Origin of the sequence: Glutamicibacter nicotianae, from assembly GCF_006539525.1 — a bacterium.
In the GTDB taxonomy this organism is placed as follows: Bacteria; Actinomycetota; Actinomycetes; order Actinomycetales; family Micrococcaceae; genus Glutamicibacter; species Glutamicibacter nicotianae.
Genome location: NZ_BJNE01000001.1, coordinates 119,781 through 142,765 on the forward strand (window position 1 = coordinate 119,781; position 22,985 = coordinate 142,765).

The 22,985-nt window shown below is 63.5% G+C and carries 23 protein-coding genes and 2 pseudogenes; 14 read left to right on the forward strand and 11 right to left on the reverse strand.

The annotated features are described in order from the left end of the window. Positions 1-132: 132 nt before the first annotated feature. The 4 genes from ANI01nite_RS00530 to ANI01nite_RS00545 are packed head-to-tail and all read right to left on the reverse strand — an operon-like array spanning position 133 to position 3,413. Positions 133-696, reverse strand: coding sequence for a signal peptidase II (locus ANI01nite_RS00530; RefSeq protein ID WP_141355271.1), 564 nt, complete (start codon positions 694-696; stop codon positions 133-135). After that, entirely contained in the window at positions 693-2,594 is a 1,902-nt protein-coding gene (locus ANI01nite_RS00535) for a heavy metal translocating P-type ATPase (RefSeq protein ID WP_174787656.1), read from the reverse strand. The genes ANI01nite_RS00530 and ANI01nite_RS00535 overlap by 4 nt, the downstream gene beginning before the upstream one ends. Continuing rightward, positions 2,591-2,950: a Cd(II)/Pb(II)-sensing metalloregulatory transcriptional regulator CmtR gene (gene cmtR / locus ANI01nite_RS00540; protein ID WP_007633539.1), complete on the reverse strand. Its 360-nt coding sequence runs from the start codon at positions 2,948-2,950 to the stop codon at positions 2,591-2,593. The genes ANI01nite_RS00535 and cmtR overlap by 4 nt, the downstream gene beginning before the upstream one ends. A 40-nt stretch (positions 2,951-2,990) precedes the next feature. Continuing rightward, on the reverse strand, positions 2,991-3,413 hold the full coding sequence (locus ANI01nite_RS00545) for a MerR family transcriptional regulator (protein ID WP_141355273.1): 423 nt from the start codon (positions 3,411-3,413) through the stop codon (positions 2,991-2,993). Positions 3,414-3,518: 105 nt separating this feature from the next. Between ANI01nite_RS00545 and ANI01nite_RS00550 the strand changes: the two genes are divergently transcribed. Beyond that, complete coding sequence (locus ANI01nite_RS00550) at positions 3,519-4,517, forward strand: arsenic resistance protein (RefSeq protein WP_141355274.1); 999 nt, start codon at positions 3,519-3,521, stop codon at positions 4,515-4,517. Positions 4,518-4,939: 422 nt separating this feature from the next. Next, positions 4,940-5,023: pseudogene (locus ANI01nite_RS17180) on the forward strand (zinc finger domain-containing protein); the annotation flags it as partial. Positions 5,024-5,232: 209 nt separating this feature from the next. On the opposite strand, the pseudogene ANI01nite_RS00560 reads toward ANI01nite_RS17180, so the two are convergent. Next, positions 5,233-5,510: pseudogene (locus tag ANI01nite_RS00560) on the reverse strand (IMP dehydrogenase); the annotation flags it as partial. A gap of 49 nt (positions 5,511-5,559) precedes the next feature. On the opposite strand from ANI01nite_RS00560, the gene ANI01nite_RS00565 reads away from it, so the two are divergent. Then, positions 5,560-6,785 (forward strand): IS3 family transposase gene (locus tag ANI01nite_RS00565; protein ID WP_141355275.1). Its coding sequence is split into 2 segments (ribosomal slippage): positions 5,560-5,842 and positions 5,842-6,785, totalling 1,227 coding nucleotides; the frame shifts between segments, so codons are not numbered across the junction. Between the two features lie 28 nt (positions 6,786-6,813). Here ANI01nite_RS00565 and ANI01nite_RS00570 read toward each other — a convergent pair. Together ANI01nite_RS00570 and ANI01nite_RS00575 are read right to left on the reverse strand one after the other, a co-directional pair. Beyond that, a complete protein-coding gene (locus tag ANI01nite_RS00570) occupies positions 6,814-7,458 on the reverse strand; it encodes an alpha/beta hydrolase (protein ID WP_141355276.1) in 645 nt (214 codons plus the stop codon). A gap of 337 nt (positions 7,459-7,795) precedes the next feature. Then, on the reverse strand, positions 7,796-8,050 hold the full coding sequence (locus tag ANI01nite_RS00575) for a carboxymuconolactone decarboxylase family protein (protein ID WP_255314322.1): 255 nt from the start codon (positions 8,048-8,050) through the stop codon (positions 7,796-7,798). 393 nt (positions 8,051-8,443) lie between these two features. Between ANI01nite_RS00575 and ANI01nite_RS00580 the strand changes: the two genes are divergently transcribed. Beyond that, positions 8,444-9,325 carry a class II glutamine amidotransferase gene (locus ANI01nite_RS00580; protein ID WP_141355278.1) on the forward strand — a complete coding sequence of 294 codons (882 nt, stop codon included), beginning with the start codon at positions 8,444-8,446 and terminating at the stop codon, positions 9,323-9,325. Positions 9,326-9,352: 27 nt separating this feature from the next. Further along, positions 9,353-9,913, forward strand: a complete 561-nt coding sequence (locus tag ANI01nite_RS00585) for a dihydrofolate reductase family protein (RefSeq protein ID WP_141355279.1) — start codon at positions 9,353-9,355, stop codon at positions 9,911-9,913. A 73-nt stretch (positions 9,914-9,986) separates the two neighbouring features. Here ANI01nite_RS00585 and ANI01nite_RS00590 read toward each other — a convergent pair whose 3' ends face one another. Both ANI01nite_RS00590 and ANI01nite_RS00595 read right to left on the reverse strand, forming a co-directional pair. Then, positions 9,987-10,754, reverse strand: a complete 768-nt coding sequence (locus ANI01nite_RS00590; protein WP_038991188.1) for a GNAT family N-acetyltransferase — start codon at positions 10,752-10,754, stop codon at positions 9,987-9,989. Then, on the reverse strand, positions 10,754-12,766 hold the full coding sequence (locus ANI01nite_RS00595; protein ID WP_141355280.1) for a M3 family metallopeptidase: 2,013 nt from the start codon (positions 12,764-12,766) through the stop codon (positions 10,754-10,756). The genes ANI01nite_RS00590 and ANI01nite_RS00595 overlap by 1 nt, the downstream gene beginning before the upstream one ends. Before the next feature lie 76 nt (positions 12,767-12,842). On the opposite strand from ANI01nite_RS00595, the gene ANI01nite_RS00600 reads away from it, so the two are divergent. After that, positions 12,843-14,048, forward strand: a complete 1,206-nt coding sequence (locus tag ANI01nite_RS00600) for a CapA family protein (protein WP_141355281.1) — start codon at positions 12,843-12,845, stop codon at positions 14,046-14,048. 5 nt (positions 14,049-14,053) lie between these two features. Here ANI01nite_RS00600 and ANI01nite_RS00605 read toward each other — a convergent pair whose 3' ends face one another. Together ANI01nite_RS00605 and ANI01nite_RS00610 are read right to left on the reverse strand one after the other, a co-directional pair. After that, a complete protein-coding gene (locus ANI01nite_RS00605) occupies positions 14,054-14,710 on the reverse strand; it encodes a DUF6226 family protein (protein ID WP_141355282.1) in 657 nt (218 codons plus the stop codon). Positions 14,711-14,731: 21 nt separating this feature from the next. After that, positions 14,732-15,565 (reverse strand): aldo/keto reductase, encoded by an 834-nt coding sequence (locus tag ANI01nite_RS00610; protein ID WP_141355283.1) that lies wholly within the window; start codon positions 15,563-15,565, stop codon positions 14,732-14,734. Positions 15,566-15,723: 158 nt separating this feature from the next. On the opposite strand from ANI01nite_RS00610, the gene pdxT reads away from it, so the two are divergent. The 8 genes from pdxT (at position 15,724) to secF (ending at position 22,862) form a co-directional block, all read left to right on the forward strand. Further along, a complete protein-coding gene (pdxT, locus tag ANI01nite_RS00615; protein WP_141355284.1) occupies positions 15,724-16,335 on the forward strand; it encodes a pyridoxal 5'-phosphate synthase glutaminase subunit PdxT in 612 nt (203 codons plus the stop codon). Positions 16,336-16,338: 3 nt separating this feature from the next. After that, complete coding sequence (locus tag ANI01nite_RS00620; protein ID WP_073706193.1) at positions 16,339-17,097, forward strand: YebC/PmpR family DNA-binding transcriptional regulator; 759 nt, start codon at positions 16,339-16,341, stop codon at positions 17,095-17,097. A gap of 3 nt (positions 17,098-17,100) precedes the next feature. Continuing rightward, positions 17,101-17,700: a crossover junction endodeoxyribonuclease RuvC gene (gene ruvC, locus ANI01nite_RS00625; protein WP_141355285.1), complete on the forward strand. Its 600-nt coding sequence runs from the start codon at positions 17,101-17,103 to the stop codon at positions 17,698-17,700. Between the two features lie 106 nt (positions 17,701-17,806). Next, positions 17,807-18,424, forward strand: coding sequence for a Holliday junction branch migration protein RuvA (gene ruvA, locus ANI01nite_RS00630; RefSeq protein ID WP_066138500.1), 618 nt, complete (start codon positions 17,807-17,809; stop codon positions 18,422-18,424). 26 nt (positions 18,425-18,450) lie between these two features. Continuing rightward, the gene (ruvB, locus tag ANI01nite_RS00635; protein WP_128470234.1) at positions 18,451-19,500 is read left to right on the forward strand and encodes a Holliday junction branch migration DNA helicase RuvB; all 1,050 of its coding nucleotides are present in this window, start codon (positions 18,451-18,453) and stop codon (positions 19,498-19,500) included. 187 nt (positions 19,501-19,687) lie between these two features. After that, the gene (gene yajC / locus ANI01nite_RS00640; protein ID WP_233125269.1) at positions 19,688-20,098 is read left to right on the forward strand and encodes a preprotein translocase subunit YajC; all 411 of its coding nucleotides are present in this window, start codon (positions 19,688-19,690) and stop codon (positions 20,096-20,098) included. 60 nt (positions 20,099-20,158) lie between these two features. After that, positions 20,159-21,901: a protein translocase subunit SecD gene (secD, locus tag ANI01nite_RS00645; protein WP_073706196.1), complete on the forward strand. Its 1,743-nt coding sequence runs from the start codon at positions 20,159-20,161 to the stop codon at positions 21,899-21,901. Beyond that, positions 21,894-22,862 (forward strand): protein translocase subunit SecF, encoded by a 969-nt coding sequence (gene secF / locus ANI01nite_RS00650; protein ID WP_073706197.1) that lies wholly within the window; start codon positions 21,894-21,896, stop codon positions 22,860-22,862. Before secD ends, secF begins: the two co-directional genes overlap by 8 nt. The last annotated feature ends 123 nt before the right edge of the window (positions 22,863-22,985 follow it).

Here is a 22,985-nt window from a genome sequence, read left to right on the forward strand (position 1 = left end):
CATCGATCGAATACGCCCCGCCGGATGCAAGAACTCGGTGAAGTAGAACTGAACCGGACTCCGAATACCGAGGTCGCACTTTCGTGACGAAACATCTCCTGTGGGTGGCGATGTTCAGCTGTTCCAGTTTCATCACGGCTGGGCATTTCGTACGCGATGATTCTCGCCCGGCCTCGGCGAGGCGAGGTTCAGGCAGACCAGGCCGACACCGGCGACCACGAAGACGTCCGCGACGTTCCCGACGAAGAGGCTCCCGTAGGCGAGGAAGTCCGTGACGTGCCCTTGACCGATCGCGGGCGGGTTACCGAGCCGGTCGACGAGGTTGCCGACCGCACCGCCGAGGACCATGCCCAGGGCAAGGCCCCACCGCAAGCCCCGAAGCCGCACGGCGAACACGACCACCGCCACCGAAGCGAGGACGCCGACGGCCGTGAAGATCCACGTCGATCCCGCGCCGAGCGAGAACGCGGCCCCGGGGTTGTAGACCAGGGACAGGCCGAACAAGTCGCCGAGCAGCGGGACCCGTTCGCCCGGCGTCAGCCGCGCGGCCGCGATGGCCTTCGTCCCCTGGTCCAGAGCGAGGCCGAGCGCGCCGACGGCGAGAGCTGCGCCGACCGCCCGCCGGGTGGGAGGAGGCGGGGCCTTCTCGTCCGCGTCGCCGGCGTCAGCCGTCTCGACGGCATCCGGCACGTTCACGAGGCGGTCTTCCTCGTCCTGGCGGCGCGGAGCCCGTTGAGGATAACTATCACCTCGGCGATCTCGTGCACCAGCACCACCGCTGCGAGGCCGAGCACGCCGAACAGGGCCAGCGGCAGCAGCGCGGTGATTATCAGCAGGGACAGGATGATGTTCTGGTTGATGATGCGCCTGCCGCGGCGGGCGTGGTCGAACGCGCGCGGCAGCAGACGGAGGTCGTGGCCGGTGAAGGCGACGTCGGCGGACTCGATCGCGGCGTCGGAGCCGGTCGCGCCCATCGCGATGCCGATGTCCGCGGCGGCCAGGGCGGGGGAGTCGTTGATGCCGTCGCCGATCATCGCGACCGAGCCGTGCCTGCCCAGCTCGCTGATCGCGGCGGCCTTGTCCTCCGGGCGCAGCTCGGCGCGCACGCCCTCGATCCCGGCCTGCGCGGCCAGTGCCCGGGCGGTGCGGGCGTTGTCGCCGGTGAGCATGGTCACCCCGACGCCCTGGGCGGCGAGGGTGCGGACCACCTCGGGAACCTCGGGGCGCAGCTCATCGCGGACCCCGATCGCCGCGACCGGGATGCCGTCGCGGTGCACGATCACGACGGTCATGCCCTGCTCCTCCAGGCCGGCGACCTGGTCCTTGAGCGTTCCCGCGTCGAGCCATCGAGGGCTGCCGACCGTGACCCGGGCCCCGTCGAGAGTGCCCTCGATCCCGTGCCCGGCCTGCTCGGTGACCTCCAGGGCGGCGGGAGCCCCGGGCGAGGCGGCGGTGATCGCGGCGGCCAGCGGGTGCGTGCTGTGCTGCTCCAGCGCCGCCGCCCACACCAATGCCTGCGCCTCGGTCACGCCGTCCGTGGTGAGGACGGCAGTGACGGCGGGCTCGTTGCGGGTGAGGGTGCCGGTCTTGTCGACTGCGACGTGGCGGATCACGCCGAAGCGCTCGAACACGGCACCGGACTTGATGATCACGCCGAACCTGCTCGCCGAGCCGATCGCGGCGACGACAGTGAGCGGGACGGAGATCGCCAGCGCGCACGGCGACGCGGCGACGAGCACCACGAGGGCGCGGGTGATCCACAGCTCCGGGTCGCCCAGCAGCGAGCCGATGACCGCGACAAGGGCGGCGAGGATCAGCACCCCAGGCACGAGCGGCCGGGCGATCCGGTCGGCGAGGCGGGCACGGTCGCCCTTCTCCGCCTGCGCCTGCTCCACCAGCTCCACGATCGTGGTCAGCGAGTTGTCGGTGCCCGCCGCGGTCGTCTCGACCTCCAGGGCACCGACGGTGTTGATCGCCCCGGCCGACACCGCGTCGCCGGGCTCGACCTCCACCGGGATCGACTCCCCGGTGATCGCCGAGGTGTCCAGGCTCGACCGACCAGTGCGGACGATCCCGTCGGTCGCGATCCGCTCACCCGGGCGCACCAGCATGAGCTGCCCGACCTGGAGGTCCTTCGCGGCGACCTCCACGGACCCGCCATCCCGCCGGATGGTCGCGGTCTCCGGGACCAGCTTGAGCAGCGCCCGCAGCCCGCCGCGGGCGCGGTCCATCGCCTTGTCCTCCAGCGCCTCGGCGATCGAGTACAAGAACGCCAGCGCCGCGGCCTCCTCGACGTAGCCGAGGATCACCGCGCCGACCGCACTGATCGTCATCAGCAGCCCGATGCCCAGCTTGCCCTTGAACAGCTTGCGGATCGCGCCCGGGGTGAACGTCGACGCACCCAGCAGCAGGCCGATCCAGAACGCCACCAGCGCCGGGACCTCCGCACCCGTCCATTCCAGGACCAGGCCCGTGCCTAACGCGACGCCGGAGAGCACCGGTACCATGATCCCGCGGTCACGCCACCACGGACGCTCCCGCTCCTCCTCGCCGACCCGGGTCTCCGGCTCGTCGCAGCCGCACGCCGCGCTCACGCGCCCGCTCCCGTCCCGCAGCAGCCCGGCACCGTGCACTCGGCGTCCACGCACGGCGCGTGCTCGTCCACGGCCAGCGTCACGTCCACCAGCGCCGTGAGCGCCGCCGCGAGGTGCGGGTCGGCGATCTCGTAGCGCGTCTGCCGCCCCTCGGGCTCGGCGACCACGATCCCGCAGTCACGAAGACAGGTCAGGTGGTTCGACACGTTCGAGCGCGTCAGCTCCAGCTCGCGCGAGAGCACGGCCGGGTAGCTCGGCCCGTCCAGCAGGGTCATCAGGATCCGGGAGCGCGTCGGGTCCGCCATGGCCCGGCCCAGCCGGTTCATGACGTCGAGGCGAGAAGCAATAGTCAGCATGCACTGAACTGTACAGTAATGGCTGACCTATTGGCTATTACTAATCGGGCACCGGCGCGGTCCGTGCGAAGGCCCGGAACGCGCACTCGGACCGGCACTGCTCGTCGCTGTCCGGGCAGTCGTCGACGTAGGCCTGCGCCGTGCTCAGTTGTTCCTGGAGTACGGTCAGGATGCTGATCTGCCGTTCGACGGCGGCGATCTGCTCGGCCAGCAGCGGCTGCAGCGCGACCTTGACGCCGGTGCAGGTGCCCGTGTCGGCGAGCTCCAAGAGGCGGCGGATCTCGGGCAGTTCGAGTCCGAGCCGCTTGGCTGAAGCGATGAAGTCGAGCCGCTCGAGGTGGCCCTCGTCGAAGTCCCGGTATCCGTTCGGGCTCCGGCGCGCCGCGAGGAAGCCGAGGCGCTCGTAGTAGCGCAGCGTGCTCGCCGGCACTCCGCTGCGCTCGGCGACCTCGGAGATCTTCATGCTTCGAGCCTATGCTTCGCTAGCTTGACCTTCAACCTGGGTTCAAGGTCTAACGTTTTTCTGTAGGCGGGATTGCCCGCCCTTGCACGTGATGAGGGAGAACAGATGCAGATGAGCGTGGAATGGATGGAGCGGCACCAGGTCGCGCTCTATGTCGCGGGGCTGGCGATCGGGGCCGTCGTCGGGCTGGCCTGGCCCGTGGTCGCCTACCCGGCCGAGCTGGCGATCCACCCAGTGCTCGCGCTGCTGCTCTACGCCACGTTCCTCGGCATCCCGTTCGGCAGAATCGGGCACGCCTTCCGCGACTGGCGCTTCCTCGCCGCGATCCTCGTCGTGAACTTCGTGCTGGTGCCCGCCGTTGTCTGGCTGCTGTCGGGGATCGTGGCCCACGACCAGGTGCTCCTCGTCGGCGTGCTGTTCGTGCTGCTGACCCCGTGCATCGACTATGTGATCGTCTTCGCCGGGCTTGCCGGCGGCGACGAGGAGAAGCTCTTGGCAGCCGCCCCGCTGCTGATGCTCACCCAAATGCTCCTGCTGCCGCTGTACCTATGGCTGTTCGTCGGAGCGGAGTTCGTGGGGTCCGTGGAGTTCGCGCCGTTCGTCGAGGCCTTCGTGCTCATCATCGCCCTGCCCCTCGTGGGCGCGGCGCTGACCCAGCTGTCCGCGGCCAGATCGCGCGCCGCGCGCAGGGTCGAACAGGCGGTCATGGGCGCGATGGTGCCGCTCATGGTCGCCACGCTCGCGGTCGTCGTCGCCTCGCAGATCGCTGGCGTGAGCGCGCGGCTCGGCTCTCTGCTCCTCGCGGTGCCGGTCTACGTCCTCTTCGCCGCCGTGATGGTGCCGGTCGGGATGCTGGCGGGCAGAGTCGCGGGCCTCGACGTGCCGGGCAGACGGGCGATCGTGTTCAGCGGCGCGACCCGGAACTCACTCGTCGTGCTGCCGCTGGTGCTCGCGCTGCCCGCGGCGTTCGACCTCGCGCCCCTCGTGGTCGTCACGCAGACCCTGGTCGAGCTGGTCGTCATGGTGGTTTTGGTGCGACTGATCCCGTGGATCATCCGCATGGCTCACGATCCTGAGATAGGACCGGCGAAGTCCGTGTCGTAGAAGCCTCGTGCAACGGGGGTGCCGGGATCCCTCAATCAGAGAAGTGCCGAAGGCGGGCCTCGGCTCTCGTCAGGGCGGCCGGCGGGCGTCGCTCAGGTCCCCACTACCACCTGATCGAACAGAAGGCCAAGAGAAGGAGAAGTGGAGGCCGGGACTGCTTCGATGGCGAAGGCGTCCTGTGCGCACGGGTCGCGGATGCCCGATCCTTCCTTCGATCGGGCAGTTGGTAGGTTGACGTCGTGAGGCCGTACTCTGGTGTGGAGGCAGCACACATCATACGCACGTCACTTAGCGGTGAAGTAGCCTCTGACCAGCGAAAACGCCATCGTCTTACTCTCCCAGTTTTTCAATGTATCTATCGTGGGAAGTAGGGTTACTTTGCGCGAAGCTTAAATGTCTATGGGCTTGCTGGACAGCCATGCAAGCGGTGCGAGACGCCGATCAAGCGAGAGAAGTTCATGGGCCGATCGAGCCACTTTTGCCCGCGTTGCCAGCGAAAACACTAATTTGAGCGGTCGCTCGCACTCCGACCTCGATCGTGGCGCTGCCTCGACCTGCACTACGTCAACGTATACCGATCGCTATCGCCCAGGATGTTGGACGGTGCAGGCCTCGGTCGCAAAGTTCCGCAGCAAACAGTTACGGCGCGCCCGAGCCGGTGCATCACGCGCCGAGAGGCCGCGCCCGTGAAGACGCAGCCTCTCGACGGTGACTGTCAGGGACGGATGAGCACCTTCAGGGCTTCGCGGGAGTCCATGAGGCGTAGCCCTCGGCGATGTCGTCGAGCGGCATCTCGCGGTCGAAGACCCGTTGGGGATTGATGGTGCCGTCGAGAACCTGAGGCATGACCTGCTCGATGTAGGCGCGAACCGTCGTCGGGCCGTCTGTGAGAGTGGCGTTCTTTCCGAACAGCGACATGAACCCGACCGCGGCGTCCTCGTACTGCGGCACGCCGACACGGCTGATGGTCCCGCCGGGGCGGACGATCTTGAAGTGAAGCGCCCTGGGTTCCGTTCCGAGTCTCACGAAGGAGAATCGGAGTATGCCCAAGAAGTTCAGTCCAGAGCTCCGTGATCGTGCGGTCCGTATGGTCTACGACCGGCACGCCCTCGAAGGTAGCCCCAGAGCTCATTCGATCCGTGTCGTCGTGCCTCATCTCGGCGTCGGTGAGGAGACCCTGCGGATCTGGTGCAATCGCTACGGCCCCGCCGAAGGAACGTCCCGCCCGCAGGATTCGCTCGAGGAGGAGAACCGCCGGCTGCGGCGCGAGCTTGCCGAGACGCGCCGTGCGAACGAGATCCTGAAGAAGGCATCGGCGTTTTTCGCAGCGGAGCTCGACCGCCCCACGACGAAATGATCCGGTTCATCTGCGTGCACCGTGATCAGTTCGGGGTCGAGGCCATTTGTCGCGTGCTCAGCGCAACAGCCTGTGGGTTCCTCACCTCCCGCGGCTATCGAGCCGCGAAGCAGCGCCCGGCCTCTGCCCGGGCCATCCGCGACGAGGTGCTGATCGGTGAGATCCGAAGGATCCACGCCGAGAACTACGGCGTCCACGGGTATCGCAAGATGCACCAGGCGATGCGCCGGACCGGTTGGGAAGTCGGCCGGGACCAGACTGCTCGGCTGATGAAAGTAGTTGGCCTGGAAGGGGTTCGTCGTGGCCGCAAAGCGCTCACGACGACGCCCTCGGGAGCGCCAGATCATCGTCCTGACCTGGTTGAGCGGGACTTCACCGCGCTCGGTCCGAACAAGCTCTGGGTCGCGGACATCACCTACGATCTCATCCCAACCGGGTTCTGCTACACCGCGTTCATCACGGACGCCTGCAACCGCCGGATTGTCGGCTGGGCCGTCGCGGCCAGCCTCCACACCGAGGCACTGCCACCGCAGGCTCTCGAGCACGCGCTGCTGAGCACCCGCGCCGAGGCCTCCAGCAGCGGCCTGGTCCATCACAGCGATCGCGGCAGTCAATTCGTCTCGTTGGCCTACTCGGACGCGCTGATCACCGCAGGAGTCAAAGCATCCGTCGGCACCGTCGGCTATAGCTACGACAACGCCCTGGCCGAGACCGTCAACGGCCTCTACAAGGCCGAATTCATCTATCGCCACCGCGCCTGGCCGACCGTGACCGCAGTCGAAATCGCGACGCTGGACTGGGTCAACTGGTGGAACACGAAGCGCCTCCACGAAGCACTCGGCTATCGCACCCCGGCCGAAGCCGAAGCGTCCTACACGCGCCCAAAGACGACCGCGCCCGCGACCGTCTAACTGAGGAACGAAGCCCAGGGCGCTTCATTCAGGGGTTTGATGGGGAATGCGTCGCCAATAGCGCGTCGAGCCAGGCTTTGATCGCTCGCTCATCGTCGCGACAGAGTGGGTGACCGCCGGGAAGCGTCTTGCGCGTTACTTGCGCGCCTGCTTGAACCAGGAGTTCGCTCTGCAATTTCCCGTCTCCTGAAGAGCGCCTTTTGTCGTTCGCTGCATCGAGAACGAGCGCTGGTAGCCCTTGCAGCGGAGGCATCGCTTCATCCCGGTACGGCGTGAGGGGCCTAAGCAGGATTGCGGCGGCGAAGGAATCTGGGGCATGCGTCAGAAGTGCTACGGACATGACCGCGCCGTTGGAGTAGCCGACCAGCACTGGAAGTCCGTCGAGACAGTTCTCGGAGAGTGACTCTCTGATGGCGTCTGCCAAGGGGCGAACGCGGCGTCGAATGTCGCATTCGTCGAGCGTGCGGTCCGGTCGACGGCGAAAGTGAGCGAACCCGCCGGGCGTCTTGACGGTGCCTCGCGGAGCGATCGTGGTGGCCTTCGGCGCGACGGCGTGAACTAACGACAGAAGGTCGGTCTCTCGACCGTCCGTCCCGTGCAGCAGGACCCACGGGCGAGCATGGGCGTCTCCATGCCTCACCTGGACCACGATGTCCGCGTTTAACTTGCCCATTTTATGAATCTTACAAGTAAGCCTGTTCGTAGGCGGGCATGTGCCGGACCGCTTCGACGACGCCGATCGCCTCGTGGCCCATCCGGCGGCCCTTAGGGGTGTCGGGAAGATCGTGGTACGGGTGAAGGCCGGAGCCGCAGACTCAGGCGTAGGTGACGCGGATCAGGGTTTCCGTGGACTGCTGGATGGTGAGATCGGGGACTCGACGATACAGACGTCGCCAGACTTCTACATCAGTGTGGCCTTCAAGGTGTTCCTTCAGAGTCGAGCGCAGTGGTGAGTGAATGGCGGAGCCTCGGACGGCTGCGCCTGCAGTCGTCCGAGGCTCCGATGGGTGCTACTTGGAGAAGACGTCCTTCGCGACGGTGAACGCGGTCATTGCCTTGGGCCAACCGACGTAGAACGCGAGGTGAGTGATCGCTTCGACGATCGCGGCCTCGGTGAGCCCGTTCTCTTTGCCGAAGTTCAGGTGGTATGGCAGCTGACTGGCGTTGCCGCCGGCGGTGAGGGCGGTGATCGTCACGAGGCTGCGGTCCGGGGGGAACCTCTGATCGACAGTTTCAGGGGAACTGATCATGTAGAGTTCATTCATTCGGCTGAAGCTATTGGACACCATCCGTCTACTTTACCCGTGGTCAGTTCCGGCTATCACAGGACAACACTGCGTTGGCGGACGTGGTGTCCGGGCGCGTTCGAACCTCCGGCCGATTTTCGCCGTACTTTGAGGTTCGTCAATCTTAGACCACGGCATCAACGTAGCCGATGTCCCAGTGCCTCACCGCCTGGCTGAGCGCGGCTGGTAATCGCTCACGCATTAGCATTGAGGCCCACGCCACCGAGATTCTGGTGGCGTGGGTCTCTGTCTTTAGTGGCCGAATGATGGCTATTGCCGTGATTCAAAGTCTGCCTGCGAAGCCTTGCCGTTGGATGCCGCCGGGCGTAGGTTGGTGGAACCCGGAATTCGCGCTGACCCCAAGAAGATGACATGTGCCGCTGGCTTGCCTATCTCGGCTCCCCGATCGACATCGCCGATATCCTGGTGCGCCCCACGCATTCGCTGATCGACCAGAGCCTGCACGCCCGGCAGCTCTACCTGCCCCAGGAAGAGCTGGCCTCCGGCTTCGCGGACCATGCCTTCCCGACCAACGGCGACGGGTTCGGCATGGCCTGGGCCGGGCGTTCGGGAAAACTCGGGCAGTACCGGCAGATCGGCCCGGCCTGGGACAGCCAGAATCTTCGGCACTTGGCGGCGCAGATCGCGTCAGGATGCATCCTGGCGCATGTGCGCGCGGCGCCGGGCGGGACCATTGCCGAGCAGAACTGCCACCCTTTCGTCGATGAGAGATGGATGTTCCAGCACAACGGGACGGTCCCGGAATTCGCAATACTCAAGCGCGAACTGACCTTCGAAGTGGATCCGGCGCGCTACCCGATGATTCTGGGCAACGCCGATACCGAGGTCTGCTTCTACCTCGCCCTGTCCTACGGCCTGGACCGGGACCCGGTGGCGGGCCTGTCGCGGATGGTGGCCCGGGTGGAGCGGGCCCGCGCCGAGCACGGTATCGAAGCCCCATTCCGCGCTACGATGTGCGCCTCGGACGGGCAGCAGCTCGTGGTGCTGCGCTGGGCCAGCCCAGTGGTGTCGGGCGCGATGGCGCCCTCGCTCTACTATGCGGCAGGACCTGCCATGCTGCTCACCCGAGACGGCCGCGAGGACCAACTGCCGCAGGACGCGCAGCTGGTCGTTTCCGAGCCGCTGGAACTGCATTGGAGCAGCCAGACCTGGCGCGAGGTTCCTTCGGGTACTATCGGGGTGCTGCGTACTGGCCAGACGCCGGCCTTTGCGCCTGTGGATCTGCACCTGTAGCGCTCCGGACATGGCACACTAGGGAGCATGGGCAAGATAATTTTCGACGCAGCAGTCACTCTCAACGGCTATCTGGGAGATGAGAACCACAGCCTGCAGTGGCTCTTCGATGTGCCAGGGGCCCACGAACCCGACCCGGACCTGCTACCCAAAAATGTCGGCGTGCATGTCGAAGGCGCGAATACCTACATGTGGCTGATTGAGAACGAAGGGTTCATCGAGAACCCGCAGAAATGGCAAGAATACTATCGGGGGATCACCACGTATGTTTTCACCTCGCGGGACCTGCCAATTCCCGAGGGCGCTGATGTCCGCCTAGTCAATGGCTCGGTCGAAGAATATTTGCCTGAAATTCGGGAGACGGCGGGGGAGAAGAACATTTGGGTCCTCGGCGGAGGCGAGCTGCTGGGACAGTTCCTGGACATCGACGCACTTGATTCCTTGGCGTTGACTGTTGCTCCAGCAGCGCTGCCTGCAGGCGCCGCCTTGCTACCGCGCAATATCGGCAGTGATCGGCTGGAACTGGCCGAAGCACGGAAAGCCGGGCCGTTTGCCCGCCTCGTCTACCGAGTCCTCCCAACCACGTGAACAAGTTCTAGAGGACTCGACCGGCCACCGGAATCCCCGGGGCCGGTCGAGTTCCTGCCGTCCTAGCTGTTCGTTATTGGTTCCACGAGCGCAAGACCATGTGGCGTCCACGCCCAAGAAGCTTGAGCCCGTTCGCGCTGAAGAAGTCGGCACTGGACGGCGTGGCCGCGGCAAGCAGCTCCTGCGGCACTTCGTCGTCTGGTGGCGACAACGGATTGATCATGGAACGCGACAGGCCGTGCAGCAAGGCGGTGCCAATGCCATGGCGGCGATGTTCCTTGCCTACCGCCAAGGCATGCACCATCAGCTGCCCGTTCAGGCCCTGCTGCGCAAAGCCCCGGCCGACAATCTCTCCTTCGTCGGTGCGGGCCAAGGCATGCTCGACGCGACGCAGAGCAGGGTGACCGCTGGAAAGCTGGGTGCTGGTTTCGCGCCACAGGTTCGTCACGTTCAGTTCGGCGGCATCAGCACCCGTGGCCTCAGGGACGTTATTGCCCAAGCGGATCTTGCCGTTCCAGCGATCCATTGGAATGGCCAACGGGCCTGCATGCCAGGACACTTGGGCGTTGTCGGAGAATCCTGCTGCTTTCAACTCATCTGCGTGGGCTCCTGAGTTGACCCAGGCTTCCACGCGCCGGGCACCGAGCCGGTGGCCTTCGGCCAGCGCAGGTCGCAGGCCCGCCTGCTCCGGATGCTCAGGGAACAACAGGATCAGGCGCTTGCGGACCGGCTGCCAAGCCCAGGAGCATCCGTGGGTGGTAAAGATCTTGCCGCCGGTGGCTACTGCAAGTGCCTGATGCCAGTGGCTTAGCGCTTCCTGTGCGGAGGCAATAGTGGTCATTATTCTGCGTTCACCAATCCTCGACGGCGCAGCAACGGTTCAACCACTGCGGTGCGGCCGCGGAATAATTCGTAGGACTCAAGGGGATCGCGCGTATTGCCGCGCGACAGCAGTTCCTCGCGGAACCGATTACCATTTTCGCGCATTAAGCCCCCTTTTTCCTCGAACCACTGCACAGTGTCGGCATCGAGCACCTCACTCCAGATGTAGGAGTAGTAGCCAGCGGAGTACCCATTGGCGAAAATGTGCTGGAAATAACCGGTGCGGTAACGGGGCGGAATCATTTCGGTATCGAAGCCGGCTTGCTGAAGCACGTCTTGTTCAAACTGCAGAGGATCGGCGATAACTGTCCCGGCGTTGATGGTATGCCAGGCCCAGTCGAGCACGCTGGCGGCCAGGTACTCGGTGGTTGCGAAGCCCTGGCCCCACAGTGAAGCGGCACGGATCTTCTCGATCAGCGCATCACCCAGTGCTTCGCCGCTCTGGTGGTGGACGGCATAACCGGTGACAACATCCTCGTGGAGCATACACATCTCGTTGACCTGCGATGGGAACTCCACGAAGTCGCGGGGGACCGAGGTGCCGGCAAGCGACGCGTACTTTCCGCTGGAGAACATGCCGTGCAGCGCATGGCCGAACTCGTGGAATAGCGTATTCGCCTCATCCATGGACAGCAGGATTGGATCACCTGGCGCAGGCGGGGTGATGTTCAAGGTGTTGGTGACGATCGGTCGTTCTTCCAGGAATGAAGCGGCATCGCGCAGGCTGGTCATCCACGCGCCGCCCTTCTTCGTGTCCCGGGCCAGATAGTCTCCGGTGTAGAGCGCCAAAGGCTTGCCATCGGCGTCGAAGACTTCGAAGACCCGAACGTCCGGGTGGTAGGCAGGCAGGTCAAACCGCTCGCTGAAGGTGATGCCGAACAGCTTGGTAGCCGTCGCGAAGACCCCATCGATGAGCACCCGGTCCAGCTCGAAGTAGTTGCGCAGTTCCTCGGAATCCACCGAATACTGATCACGCAAGACCTGATTGGAGAAATACTTCCAATCCCACGCGTTGATTTCAGCACCGGCAATCTTGCCCAGTACTTCAGCTTCTTTGCGCGCGTTTGCGGTGGCCGCTTGGGTCAGTTCTGCCAGGCGCTCTTCCACCGCCGCGGTGGAGGGAGCGGTGGCTTGGGCAAGCACGGTTTCAGCATGATTGGCGAATCCGAGCAGCGCGGCGCGTTCGGCGCGAAGCTGAGCCATTTCGGCGGCAACGTGAATTGTCGCATTCTCCCCGGTGCCACGGCTAATTGATGCGTTGAACACCTTGCGGCGGGATTCACTTGAGGCCAGCGACTCCAGAACCGGTTGCTGAGTTGGCGAAACCAACGTCAGAAGGTAGCCCGACGCGTGGCCTGCTTGCTTCGCCGCCTGTGCTGCTGACTCGATGGCTGGACCAGACAGGCCGTCGAGTTCTGCAGCATTCTCGAAGTGCACCGCATGGGCGTTCTGATTCTTCAGCACGAGGTCAGCGAACTGCGTTGAAAGTTCGGCCAGCTTCGCGTTCAGTACCTTCAGGCGATCCTTTTCGGCTTCGCCCAAACCTGCACCGGCCAACTGGAAATTCTTCAACGTTTGATTCGCTAAGCGGGCGTCTTCACCCCGGAGTTCCGCGCAATCCAAGGCTTGTAAACGGGAATACAAGGTTTGGCTTAGGTAAATCTCATCTTCTTGTTCGGACCAGATCGATGAAATCTCAGACTGGATCGCCCGCAGATCTTCCGTGCCATGGGCAGAAATCACCGAGAAGTAGGTCATGAGCGCACGGCGCAGGGTCTGCCCGCTGGCTTCCAAAGCGAGGAAGGTGTTCTCGAAAGTCGGCTCCTGCGTATCGTCAATAATGCGCTGCAGCTCTTCGCGTTGCTCGGCTGCCCCGAGACGAACTGCCTCCACGTAATGCTCTGCAGTGAGCTGGTCGAAGGCTGGCCACTGATAGGGCCTGGTACTGGGAGTCAGAAGAGGGTTTTGCATAGGCCTAGGTTTTCATGGAAAAAGTGATTCAGCTTGCATTTACACCCCGCATATCAAGCTGGGCTAGGCTCGATGCATGCCCCAACGTGCTCCGTCCGTAATACTTCCGCTTGGATCAACGCTCATGGCCGCGTTGCTGATTGGCGGCTGCTCTGCAATCCCGAGCAGCAATCAAGAACCAGCAACCCCGCAGTCTTCCGTTCAGTCCTCATCGGATCCGGCTTCAAGTCCAACCACGGAGGATAGCTCTGCCGCACCGTCGAGTCCCGAAGAACTCTCGCTGATGGTCACCGGAGACGTCTTGCTGCATCCTCAGCTATTGGATGAAGCCGAGAAGGCAGCTGGCGCACAATCGGGCAATGGCGAGGACTACGATTTCAGCCCATTGCTGGCGGGCCTGGCCCCCTATGTCCAGGACGCAGATGTGGCGCTTTGCAATCTGGAGACACCAATTGGTATCCCTCCGTATTCCGGGTATCCGCGGTTCACCGTCCCGGAACAAATCCTCACCGATCTCGAAGCCATTGGCTACGACGGATGCACCACTGCCACCAATCACACGGTCGATGCCGGTACGGCCGGAGTCGAACGAACACTCGATGCGCTGGAGTCCAATGGGCTGTTTGCGACAGGCTCCTACCGCAATGAAAAGGACTCCGAAAAACCGTCCATCCTGGAAACAAACGGGGTGAAGCTCGGGGTAGTAACCAGCACCTATTCGCTTAACGGACTGCCGGAAGCAGCTCACTGGCAGGTCGATACCGGAGTGGATGCGCAGGAGCTGATTACCCGGGGCAAGGAAACGCGCAAGGCCGGAGCGGACATCGTGGTGGCAGCCGTGCACGATGGAGCTGAATACACCACCGAGCCGACCGCCTCGCAAAGAAAACTCGGCCAGGCCCTGGCAGAATCTGGCGTCTTCGATTTCATCTACATGCACCACACCCACTCGGTCCTGCCCATTGAGAAGCACGACGGAACCTGGATCGTCTACGGTTTGGGAAACTCTGTGGCCAAGCATGCAACGCCGACCATTCTCAACCGCGAAGGCATCAGCGTGAAGGCAACATTCACCCAGGACGAACCTGGCGAATGGGAGGTCAGCAACTTGCGGTGGGTTCCGCACCAGTTGTCGAACGGGCCGGTAGCGTGGTGCCAAGTCTTCAACGCTGATGGATGCGTTCCGGAAGCTGATGGGCAAGCGTCCCTGAAGCGCAGTGAAGCCACCGTGAACGCCTATGGCGCCTTTGAGGATGGACTGCAGGCGTGGACGCTGGACTGAGCTAGCTAGCGTCTGGGCCACGCTTCCCATGCACCGTTTGGAGGCAGAATCGCTTGCGCCTTGGCCAGCTGGGCCGGCGATATGTCATCGAGGCCGCCGGATTGCTCACTGAATCCCGTCTCCTTGGCAACGAAACGATGCACGAGGCGGCCAGCGCCGATATCCAAGGACTCGCCAAATGTTCCGGACACGGCTGCCCCCACCTGGGCTTCCAGTTCCTCGATCATCTCGGGAACGTGTTCATCGCAGGCGTCGCAACCGCAGGTCGGGAAAACCGCGTGGTAAAGCGCACCGAGCTCCAGATGCACCCCGGGAAAGGTCGTAAGGATCATGCCCAATGGAGCGCAGCGCGAATTCACCGGAAGGATCCGGACAGAACTCACCACGGTGTCCGGCGGAATCCGCAGTTCGGCGGCCAGTCCGGGATCATCGAAGCAGCGCACCTCGAATTGCTCCTGCATCCAGCTCAGCAACGCCCGGGCTACTTGCTGCACCGGGGCAAAACGCTGGGGGTGGGCGGTTACCGAGTAGCTGTCGTCAGCTGGGTGCCCATCCCATCGTTGGCCGTAGGCGATCGGGGTCCCAAGCTCGTCGAAGTACTCCCCAGGGACGTTGTCCGGCCGCTGGTAGCCAAAGAGCATGCCCAGTTCCTCCTTCCGCATCAAAGACCGGCGATCAGTGGATTAATGCCCGAATTCATCTGAATCCGTGAAGGGGCCGACTCCGGTATCCATGGCATCGATGGTGGCCATGTCCTCCGGGCTGAGCTGGAAGCCGAAAATGTCCAGGTTCTCACTTTGCCGGCGCGGATCGGCCGATTTCGGTGCCGCGGCTCGTCCGGACTGGACATGCCAGCGCAGGGTCACCTGGGCGGTGCTCTTCCCATGCGCTCGGGCGATCCGTGCCAGGGCGGGATCCGAAAGGAACCCGGACTTCTTGCGTCCCAAGGGGGAATAGGCCTCGGTGCGCACCCCATGTTCGGTATTGAATGCTTGCCAATCGGCGGTTTGCCGCTCAGGGTCCACCTGGATCTGGTTCAGTGCCGGCACGAGCCCGGCATCGAGGACCTTCTGCAACTGGTAAGGCTTGAAATTCGAGACGCCGGCGGCCCGGATCTTGCCCTCGGCAACGAGCTTGTCCAGCTCAATGAAGGCTTCCACGTAGGTGTTCTGCTGCGGGTTTGGCCAATGGATCAGGAACAGGTCCACATAGTCGAGGCCAAGGCGGGACAGGGAGTTGTCCAACGCCTGACGTACGCCCTGGGCCGAATGCCACATCTTGTTGAACTTGGTAGTGACGAACAATGCATCGCGGTCAAGCCCGCTTAGCGCCAAGGCCTGGCCTACGGCATCCTCGTTCTCATAGTTCTCCGCCGTGTCCACGCGGCGGTAACCCGTATCCAGGGCCGAACGGACCGCGGCAACCGCCTCCTGGCCGCGCAGGGGCCACGTGCCCAAGCCAATGGAAGGCATGCTCACGCCACCGGCAAGCTCGAGGGAAGAAATATCAGCAGTCATGTTCTCGAACCTACCAAGCTTCACGGGCTGCCGGGAGATTGCACCGAAGAATCCGCGACACACCGGGAAACAAAACCGGCGCACGGGGTCCATGGGTTTAACGTTGTTTCGGCGCATTTCCGTGTTGCCAGCCACCGAACACCATGAAGGTTACAACCATGCCGAAAATAGGCGTCCTCGCGCTGCAAGGGGATTTCCGCGAACATCTGGCCTCTTTTGAACGGCTTGGGCAACGTGCGCAAATGGTGCGTACAGTCGAGGATTTGGCGCAGGTCGACGCGCTGGTGCTTCCCGGCGGCGAGTCCTCGGTGATCGACCGGCTCTCCCGCAACTACGGGCTGGCCGATCCCATCAAGGAACGCATCGCCGACGGCATGCCGGTCTACGGCTCCTGCGCTGGAATGATCATGCTCGCCGATCGCATTGAGAATCCTGCAATCGCGCGGGATGGCGCGGTGCAGCAAAGCTTCGGCGGCATCGACATGACGGTGAAGCGCAATGCCTTCGGGCGCCAGGTCGACTCGTTCGAGCACCAGCTGGACTTCAACGGGCACACTCTCGAAGCGGTGTTCATCCGCGCCCCGGAAGCCGTGCAAGTTGGTCCGGATGTCGAGGTGATCAGCACCGTTCAAGCCGGGCCGAATGGCGGACAGGGTAGAATTGTTGCAGTACGCCAGGGAAAATTGTTGGCAACCAGCTTTCACCCGGAAGTCACCGGCAGCACGGCTATCCATCAATTTTTCATCAATCTCACGCGAGGAGACGCTTAAAGCATGTCAGGCCACTCCAAATGGGCAACTACCAAGCATAAGAAGGCGGCGATCGACGCCAAGCGCGCCAAGGCCTTCGCCAAGTTCATCAAGGGCATTGAAGTTGCCGCCCGTGCCGGCGGAGCCGACTTGTCCGGCAACCCGGCCCTGGAACTTGCCGTCAGCAAGGCCAAGAAGAACTCCGTGCCGATCAACAACATCGACCGCGCAATCAAGCGTGGCGCTGGCCTGACCGGTGAGGTCGTCGACTACACCGAGATCATCTACGAAGCACGCGGCCCGCAGGGCTCGGCGCTGCTGATCGAGTGCCTGACCGACAACAAGAACCGCGCAGCCTCCGAGGTCCGCGTGGGCATCACCCGCAATGGCGGCACCGTCGCCGACCCGGGATCGGTGGCCTACCTGTTCAACCGCCAGGGCGTAGTGCGCCTGCCCAAGGGCGAGCTGACCGAAGATGACCTGCTGATGATCGTGCTGGATGCCGGTGCCGACGAGATCCTGGACGAGGACGAGAACTTCGCCATCGTGTGCGATCCTTCGGACCTGCGCGCGGTCGCAGCGGCGCTGGACGAGAACGATATCGCCTACGAATCCGACGAAATGGAATTCCTGCCGTCGATGAAGGTGGAACTGGATGTCGACGGAGCACGCAAGTTCCTGAAGCTCTACGACGCACTGGAAGAACTGGACGATGTCCAGGGCATCTACACCAACGCCGACCTGTCCGATGAGGTTCGCGCCGCATTGGACGAAGAGCAGTAGGGCTTGGCCTTACGTGTTGTCGGCGTCGACCCCGGCCTGACCCGTTGCGGTCTTGCCGTGGTCGACGTCGCTGCTAACAGGCAGGTTTCGCTGGTGGACGTCACCGTCGCCGGCACCCCGCCGGGCACCCCGCTCGACGTCCGGCTCTTGACGATCGCCAACGCGATCGAGTCGTGGCTGGATCAGCATCAGCCGGATGTGCTCGCCCTGGAACGCGTATTTGCTTCGGCGAACGTCTCCACAGTGATCGGCACCGCCCAGGTCACCGGCGTGGTGATCACCGCAGCTGCGCGACGGGGCATTCCTGTTGCGTTGCATACGCCGACCGAGGTCAAGGCCGCGGTGACTGGTTCCGGCCAGGCGACCAAGGCGGCGATCGGCAAGATGATTGCCAAGATCTGCCGGCTTGATGAACCGCCGAAACCTGCCGACGCCGCTGACGCGGTGGCTCTGGCAATTACCCATGGCTGGCGTGGGGCGGCCACCGGATCGAACGCCTCGGCCTCTGCGGTGAATGCCGGCGGTTCGTCGCAGCTGACCGGTGCCCAGCAAGCATGGATTGCCGCCGAGGCGTCGGCCAAGCGCCGCGCGGTGCGCCGCTAGCCGGCTGCCGGGCAATGGTCTCGACCCACCGGGAAACGCGGCGGATCGATATTCGTAGGTATCTTCGATAAACTGGGTTTCATCGAACATACATCCAAGGAGTGGCATGATCAGCTCATTGACCGGCACCGTGCAGGCGGTTGCACTGAACACCGCGGTAATCGACGTTAACGGCTTCGGAATGCTGGTCAACGCCACCCCCGGAACGCTGTCCGGCCTGCATCAGGGGCGCGAGGCGACGGTCTTCACCTCCATGGTGGTGCGCGAGGACTCCATGACCCTCTTCGGCTTCGCCACCGCTGAGGAGCGCGATGTCTTCGAGGTCCTGATCTCCGTATCGGGAATCGGGCCGCGCACCGGCCTGGCCATCCTTGCCGTGCATTCTCCTGAAGAAGTGCGCATCGCGGCGAACACGAAGGACACCGCCGCCTTCACCAAGGTGTCCGGCATCGGCCCCAAGGGCGCCAGCCGGATCGTGCTGGAACTGAACGGCAAGCTGGTCCCGACCGGCGCGCCGGTGGCTCCGGTGTCCGGCGGCGGTACCGCCAGCGTCTGGGAACCGCAGGTGATCGAAGCGCTGACCGGACTGGGCTGGAGCGAAAAGGATGCAACCAGTACTCTGAAGTCGCTGTCCAAGGCCGATCCGGATGTCGTTGCCACCGGTAACGTCGCAGAAATCCTGCGTGCCGCGCTGCGCAGCATGTCCAGCGGAACCCGCGTCTAAGCGGTCTGCGAGAGGATCGACTTTTCATGAATGACTCCACCGGGCTCACGAACGCCGGCAGCGAACCCGAAGAACGGGTTATCGAAGCTGCCCTGCGCCCGCGGAACCTCGACGACTTCGTCGGCCAATCCCGGGTGCGCCAGCAGCTTTCGCTGGTACTCGAAGCAGCCAAGATCCGCGAACGCACCGCGGACCACGTACTGCTCTCGGGTCCGCCCGGGCTGGGCAAGACCACTTTGTCGATGATTATCGCCGCCGAGATGAACGCGCCATTGCGCATCTCATCCGGCCCGGCAATCCAGCACGCGGGCGACCTGGCCGCGATCCTCTCTTCGCTGACCGAGGGCGAGGTGCTGTTCTTGGATGAAATCCACCGCATGTCGCGGCCTGCCGAAGAAATGCTCTACATGGCGATGGAAGACTTCCGGGTCGACATCGTCGTCGGCAAGGGGGCTGGCGCGACAGCCATTCCACTGGAACTTCCGCCGTTTACGCTCGTTGGGGCCACCACGCGTGCGGGCTTGCTGCCTGGGCCGCTGCGCGACCGCTTCGGCTTCACCGGGCACCTGGAGTTCTACGCGGTCAAGGAACTCGAGCTGGTACTGCGCCGTTCGGCAATGATGCTGGATCTGAGCGTGACCTCAGCTGCATTCACCGAGATCGCCGGTCGATCCCGCGGAACCCCGCGTATCGCCAACCGCCTGCTGCGCCGCGTGCGCGACTGGGCCCTGGTGCACAAGCTCGAAGAGATCGATGCCAAGGCAGCGGCTGCCGCTCTGGACATGTACGAGGTCGATGCGCGCGGACTGGACCGCCTGGACCGCGGAGTGCTGGAAGCACTGTGCACGAAATTCGGCGGGGGACCGGTGGGGCTTTCAACCCTGGCCATTGCCGTGGGCGAAGAAACCGAAACCGTCGAAACCGTCGCCGAGCCATACCTGGTGCGCGAAGGATTGATGGGCCGGACCCCGCGAGGGCGCATCGCCATGCCCGGAGCCTGGGAGCATCTGGGCTTGGCCATGCCCAAGGATGCCATCTTCGCCAGTGCGCAAAGCTATGAAAACGATGAGGATTAGGCGAGCATTACTTCACTGCCCGCGTAAATGGCCTGCCGGTTCACCGTGACCCATTAGACTAAAGACGCCCGACCTGTGCCCATTTCAGGGTAAGGTGGGGCGTCTTTGCTGTTTCGCGCCAGAAAATGGCGCAGCGGCATCCCAGAATTCCAGATCAAATCGCAACGAATCGTTAGCAGGTAAATACGTGAATCCTCTCGTAATCGCACAGGCCGCTGGTGGCGGCTTCAACCCATCGCTGATCCTGATGGTCGCCCTGTTTGCAGTGCTGATCTTCATGATGTTCCGTGGCCGCAAGAAGCAGGCCGCCCAGCAGGAGAAGCTGAAGAACAACACCGTGCCAGGCGCCAAGGTGATGACCAACTCGGGAATTTTCGGCACCGTCGTCGGTGTAGACGCAGAGGATCGCGTACAGGTTGAGGTTTCGCCAGGCGTGGTGCTGACCCTGCACCGCCAGGCCATCGCCACCTTCCTGGACAAGGATGCGGCAACCCCGGCCGCTGCCGACGAACCAGCAGCACCCTCCAGCACCACCGAAACCCCGGAAGAGTCCCTGCGTCGCTTGAACGACGAGGGCAAGGACGAGCGCAACGCCTAAGTCCCGGGCAGCATAGCGGTGGCCTGAAGGCTAAGCCACCCGAACCAGAAAGCACATTAGATGTCATCAATCAGACCTGTTAAGCAGGCGCGCAAAGCGTTGCTGTGGTTGCTGGTCGTCTTCATCATCGCAACCGGCGTGTTGGTGGGTGGTGCGGTGAACGGCAAAACCGGATGGGGGCCGAAGCTGGCCCTCGACCTCGAAGGCGGCACCGAGATGATCCTGGCCCCTCGGGTCCAGGGCGACGAGGCGATCAACCAAGAGCAGCTGGACCAAGCGGTGGAGATCATCCGCCAGCGCGTGGACGGTTCCGGTGTCACCGAATCGGAAATCACCACCCAGTCCGGACGCAACGTCGTGGTCTCGATGCCCGGTACCCCGGACCAGACCACCCGCGATTTGATCCAGGCCTCGGCCAACATGGAATTCCGCCCGGTGCTGATCACCGGTGGATTCGCGGCCACTCCGAAGGAAGACCGCACCCCCAAGGAAGACCTGCCAAAGCCTAGCGGCAAGCCGGAGAATCCATCGGATACCAACTGGATCACCCCAGAGCTGTTCCAGGAGTTCGAAGGCTACGACTGCGAGGTAGAGCTCAAGGATCGCGGTGGCGAAGCCGCCGACCCAGACAAGCCAATGATCTCCTGCGACCGCGAGATGGGCGTGAAGTACATCCTCGGCCCGCAGGAAATCTCCGGTGACATGATCAAGGACGCCTACGCCCAGTTGGCCCGCGGCGTCAATGGATCGGTGACCGGCGAATGGGTCGTCGTTATCGAGTTCAACGCCGAAGGCACCAAGCTCTTCGCGGATACCACCCAGCGTCTGATTGCCCTGCAGGGGTCGCAGAACCAGTTCGCTATCGTGCTTGATGGCGAAACCATTTCGGCGCCAACCACCAATGCAGTGATTTCCGATGGCCGTCCGCAGATTTCCGGCGGTTTCACCCAGGAAAGCTCGCAGGCGTTGGCCGAGCAGCTGAAGTACGGCGCGCTGCCAATCAGCTTCGACATCCAGTCCGAGCGCCAGGTTTCCGCAACCCTGGGCGCTGACCAGCTCACCGCTGGCCTCATCGCCGGCATCATCGGCCTGGTTCTGGTCTTCATCTACTCGCTGTTCCAGTACCGGGCCTTGGGCCTGGTGACCATCGCGTCGCTGCTGGTTTCCGGCGTGCTCACCTACCTGGCGCTGGTGCTGCTGGGCTGGGGCATGAACTACCGCCTGTCGCTGGCAGGCGTCGCCGGCCTGATCGTTGCCATCGGCCTCATCGCCGACTCGTTCATCGTGTACTTCGAGCGCGTGCGCGATGAGCTGCGCGAAGGCAGGCCGCTGGCAAGCGCCGTGGATATCGGCTGGAAGCGCGCCAAGCGCACCATTCTGGCATCCAAGGCAGTGAACGTGCTGGCCGCAATCGTGCTCTACATCGTTGCCGTGGGCAACGTGCGAGGCTTCGCCTTCACCCTGGGCCTGACCGCCATCATCGACCTCATCGTCGTGTACGGCCTGACCCACCCGACCTTGGTGCTGCTGGCACGCACCAAGTTCTTCGCCAACGGCCACCCGATGTCGGGCATGGATCCATCGTTGCTTGGCGTCAAGCCGCTGTACCAGGGCGCGGGCAAGGTTCGCCGCTTCGATGAGAATGTTGCGGCAAATCGCGGCAAGAAGAATGCGAAGGCATCGGCTGAGGCAGCGAAGCGCATGACCATTGCCGAACGCCGCCGTGCACAGACCGAGCAGTCCGCTGGCTCGAACGCGTCTGGCAGCACGCAGGCCAAGGCCCAGGAGGAGAACAATGAATAAGCTAGTCACTTGGGGCAACGAGCTCTACACCGGCAAGCGTTCCTACCCGTTCACTTCCAAGCACCGCTTGTGGTTCCTGATCGCCGGCATCCTGGTGATCCTGTCCATCCTGATCCCGGTGGTCAAGGGCGGATTCAATCTGGGTATCGACTTCCGCGGCGGTTCCGAATTCACCGTTTCGGATGTGCAGAACACGGATATCTCGATTGGCGAAGAGACGGTCAGCTCGGTGGCTTCGGGATCTGAGGCAACGGTGACCAATATTGCTCCGGGCACCATGCGCGTGCAGACCGAGCGTTTGAGCGATGACCAGACCCTGGCCATTGCCGATCAGCTCGCGAAGAACTACGGCGTCAGCAGCGACGAAGTGACCAGCAACTTCATCGGCCCGACCTGGGGCGAAGACGTTTCACGCCAGGCATTGTTTGGCCTGGTCGTCTTCGTGGTCCTGGTGGGCTTGCTGATGGCAGCCTACTTCCGCACCTGGAAGATGTCGCTGGCAGCGATCGTCGGCCTGATGGCAGTGGTGATCGTGACTGGGGGCATCTACTCGCTGACCGGTTTCGAAATCACGCCGAGCGCGATCATCGGCTTCCTGACCATCCTGAGCTACTCGCTGTATGACACCGTGGTGGTTTTCGACAAGGTCCGCGAAAACACCAAGGACTACACCCAGCAGACCAAGCGCACCTTCGAGCAGCTGGTCAACCTCGCGGTGAACCAGACCCTGGTCCGCTCGATCAACACCTCGGTTGTTGCCGTGCTGCCGGTGGCCGCGATCCTGTTCATCGGCTCCTACCTGCTGGGAGCCGGTACGCTCAAGGACCTGTCCTTGGCGCTGTTCGTCGGCATCATCGTCTCGGCCCTGTCGACCCTGTTCGTCCAGGCACCGATGTTCCACTGGCTGCGCCACAAGGACGAGGACGTGGTTGCGCACGACAAGAAGATGGCAGCGCTCTAACGCAATCTGAAGTCTAGAAAATGGTGCCCCCGGCAGATGCCGGGGGCACCATTTCGCTTAAGCTGGAAGATGCGTAATTAGTTGTCACCGCGCGAACGTGCTATAACGTTTGAACTAAAGAAG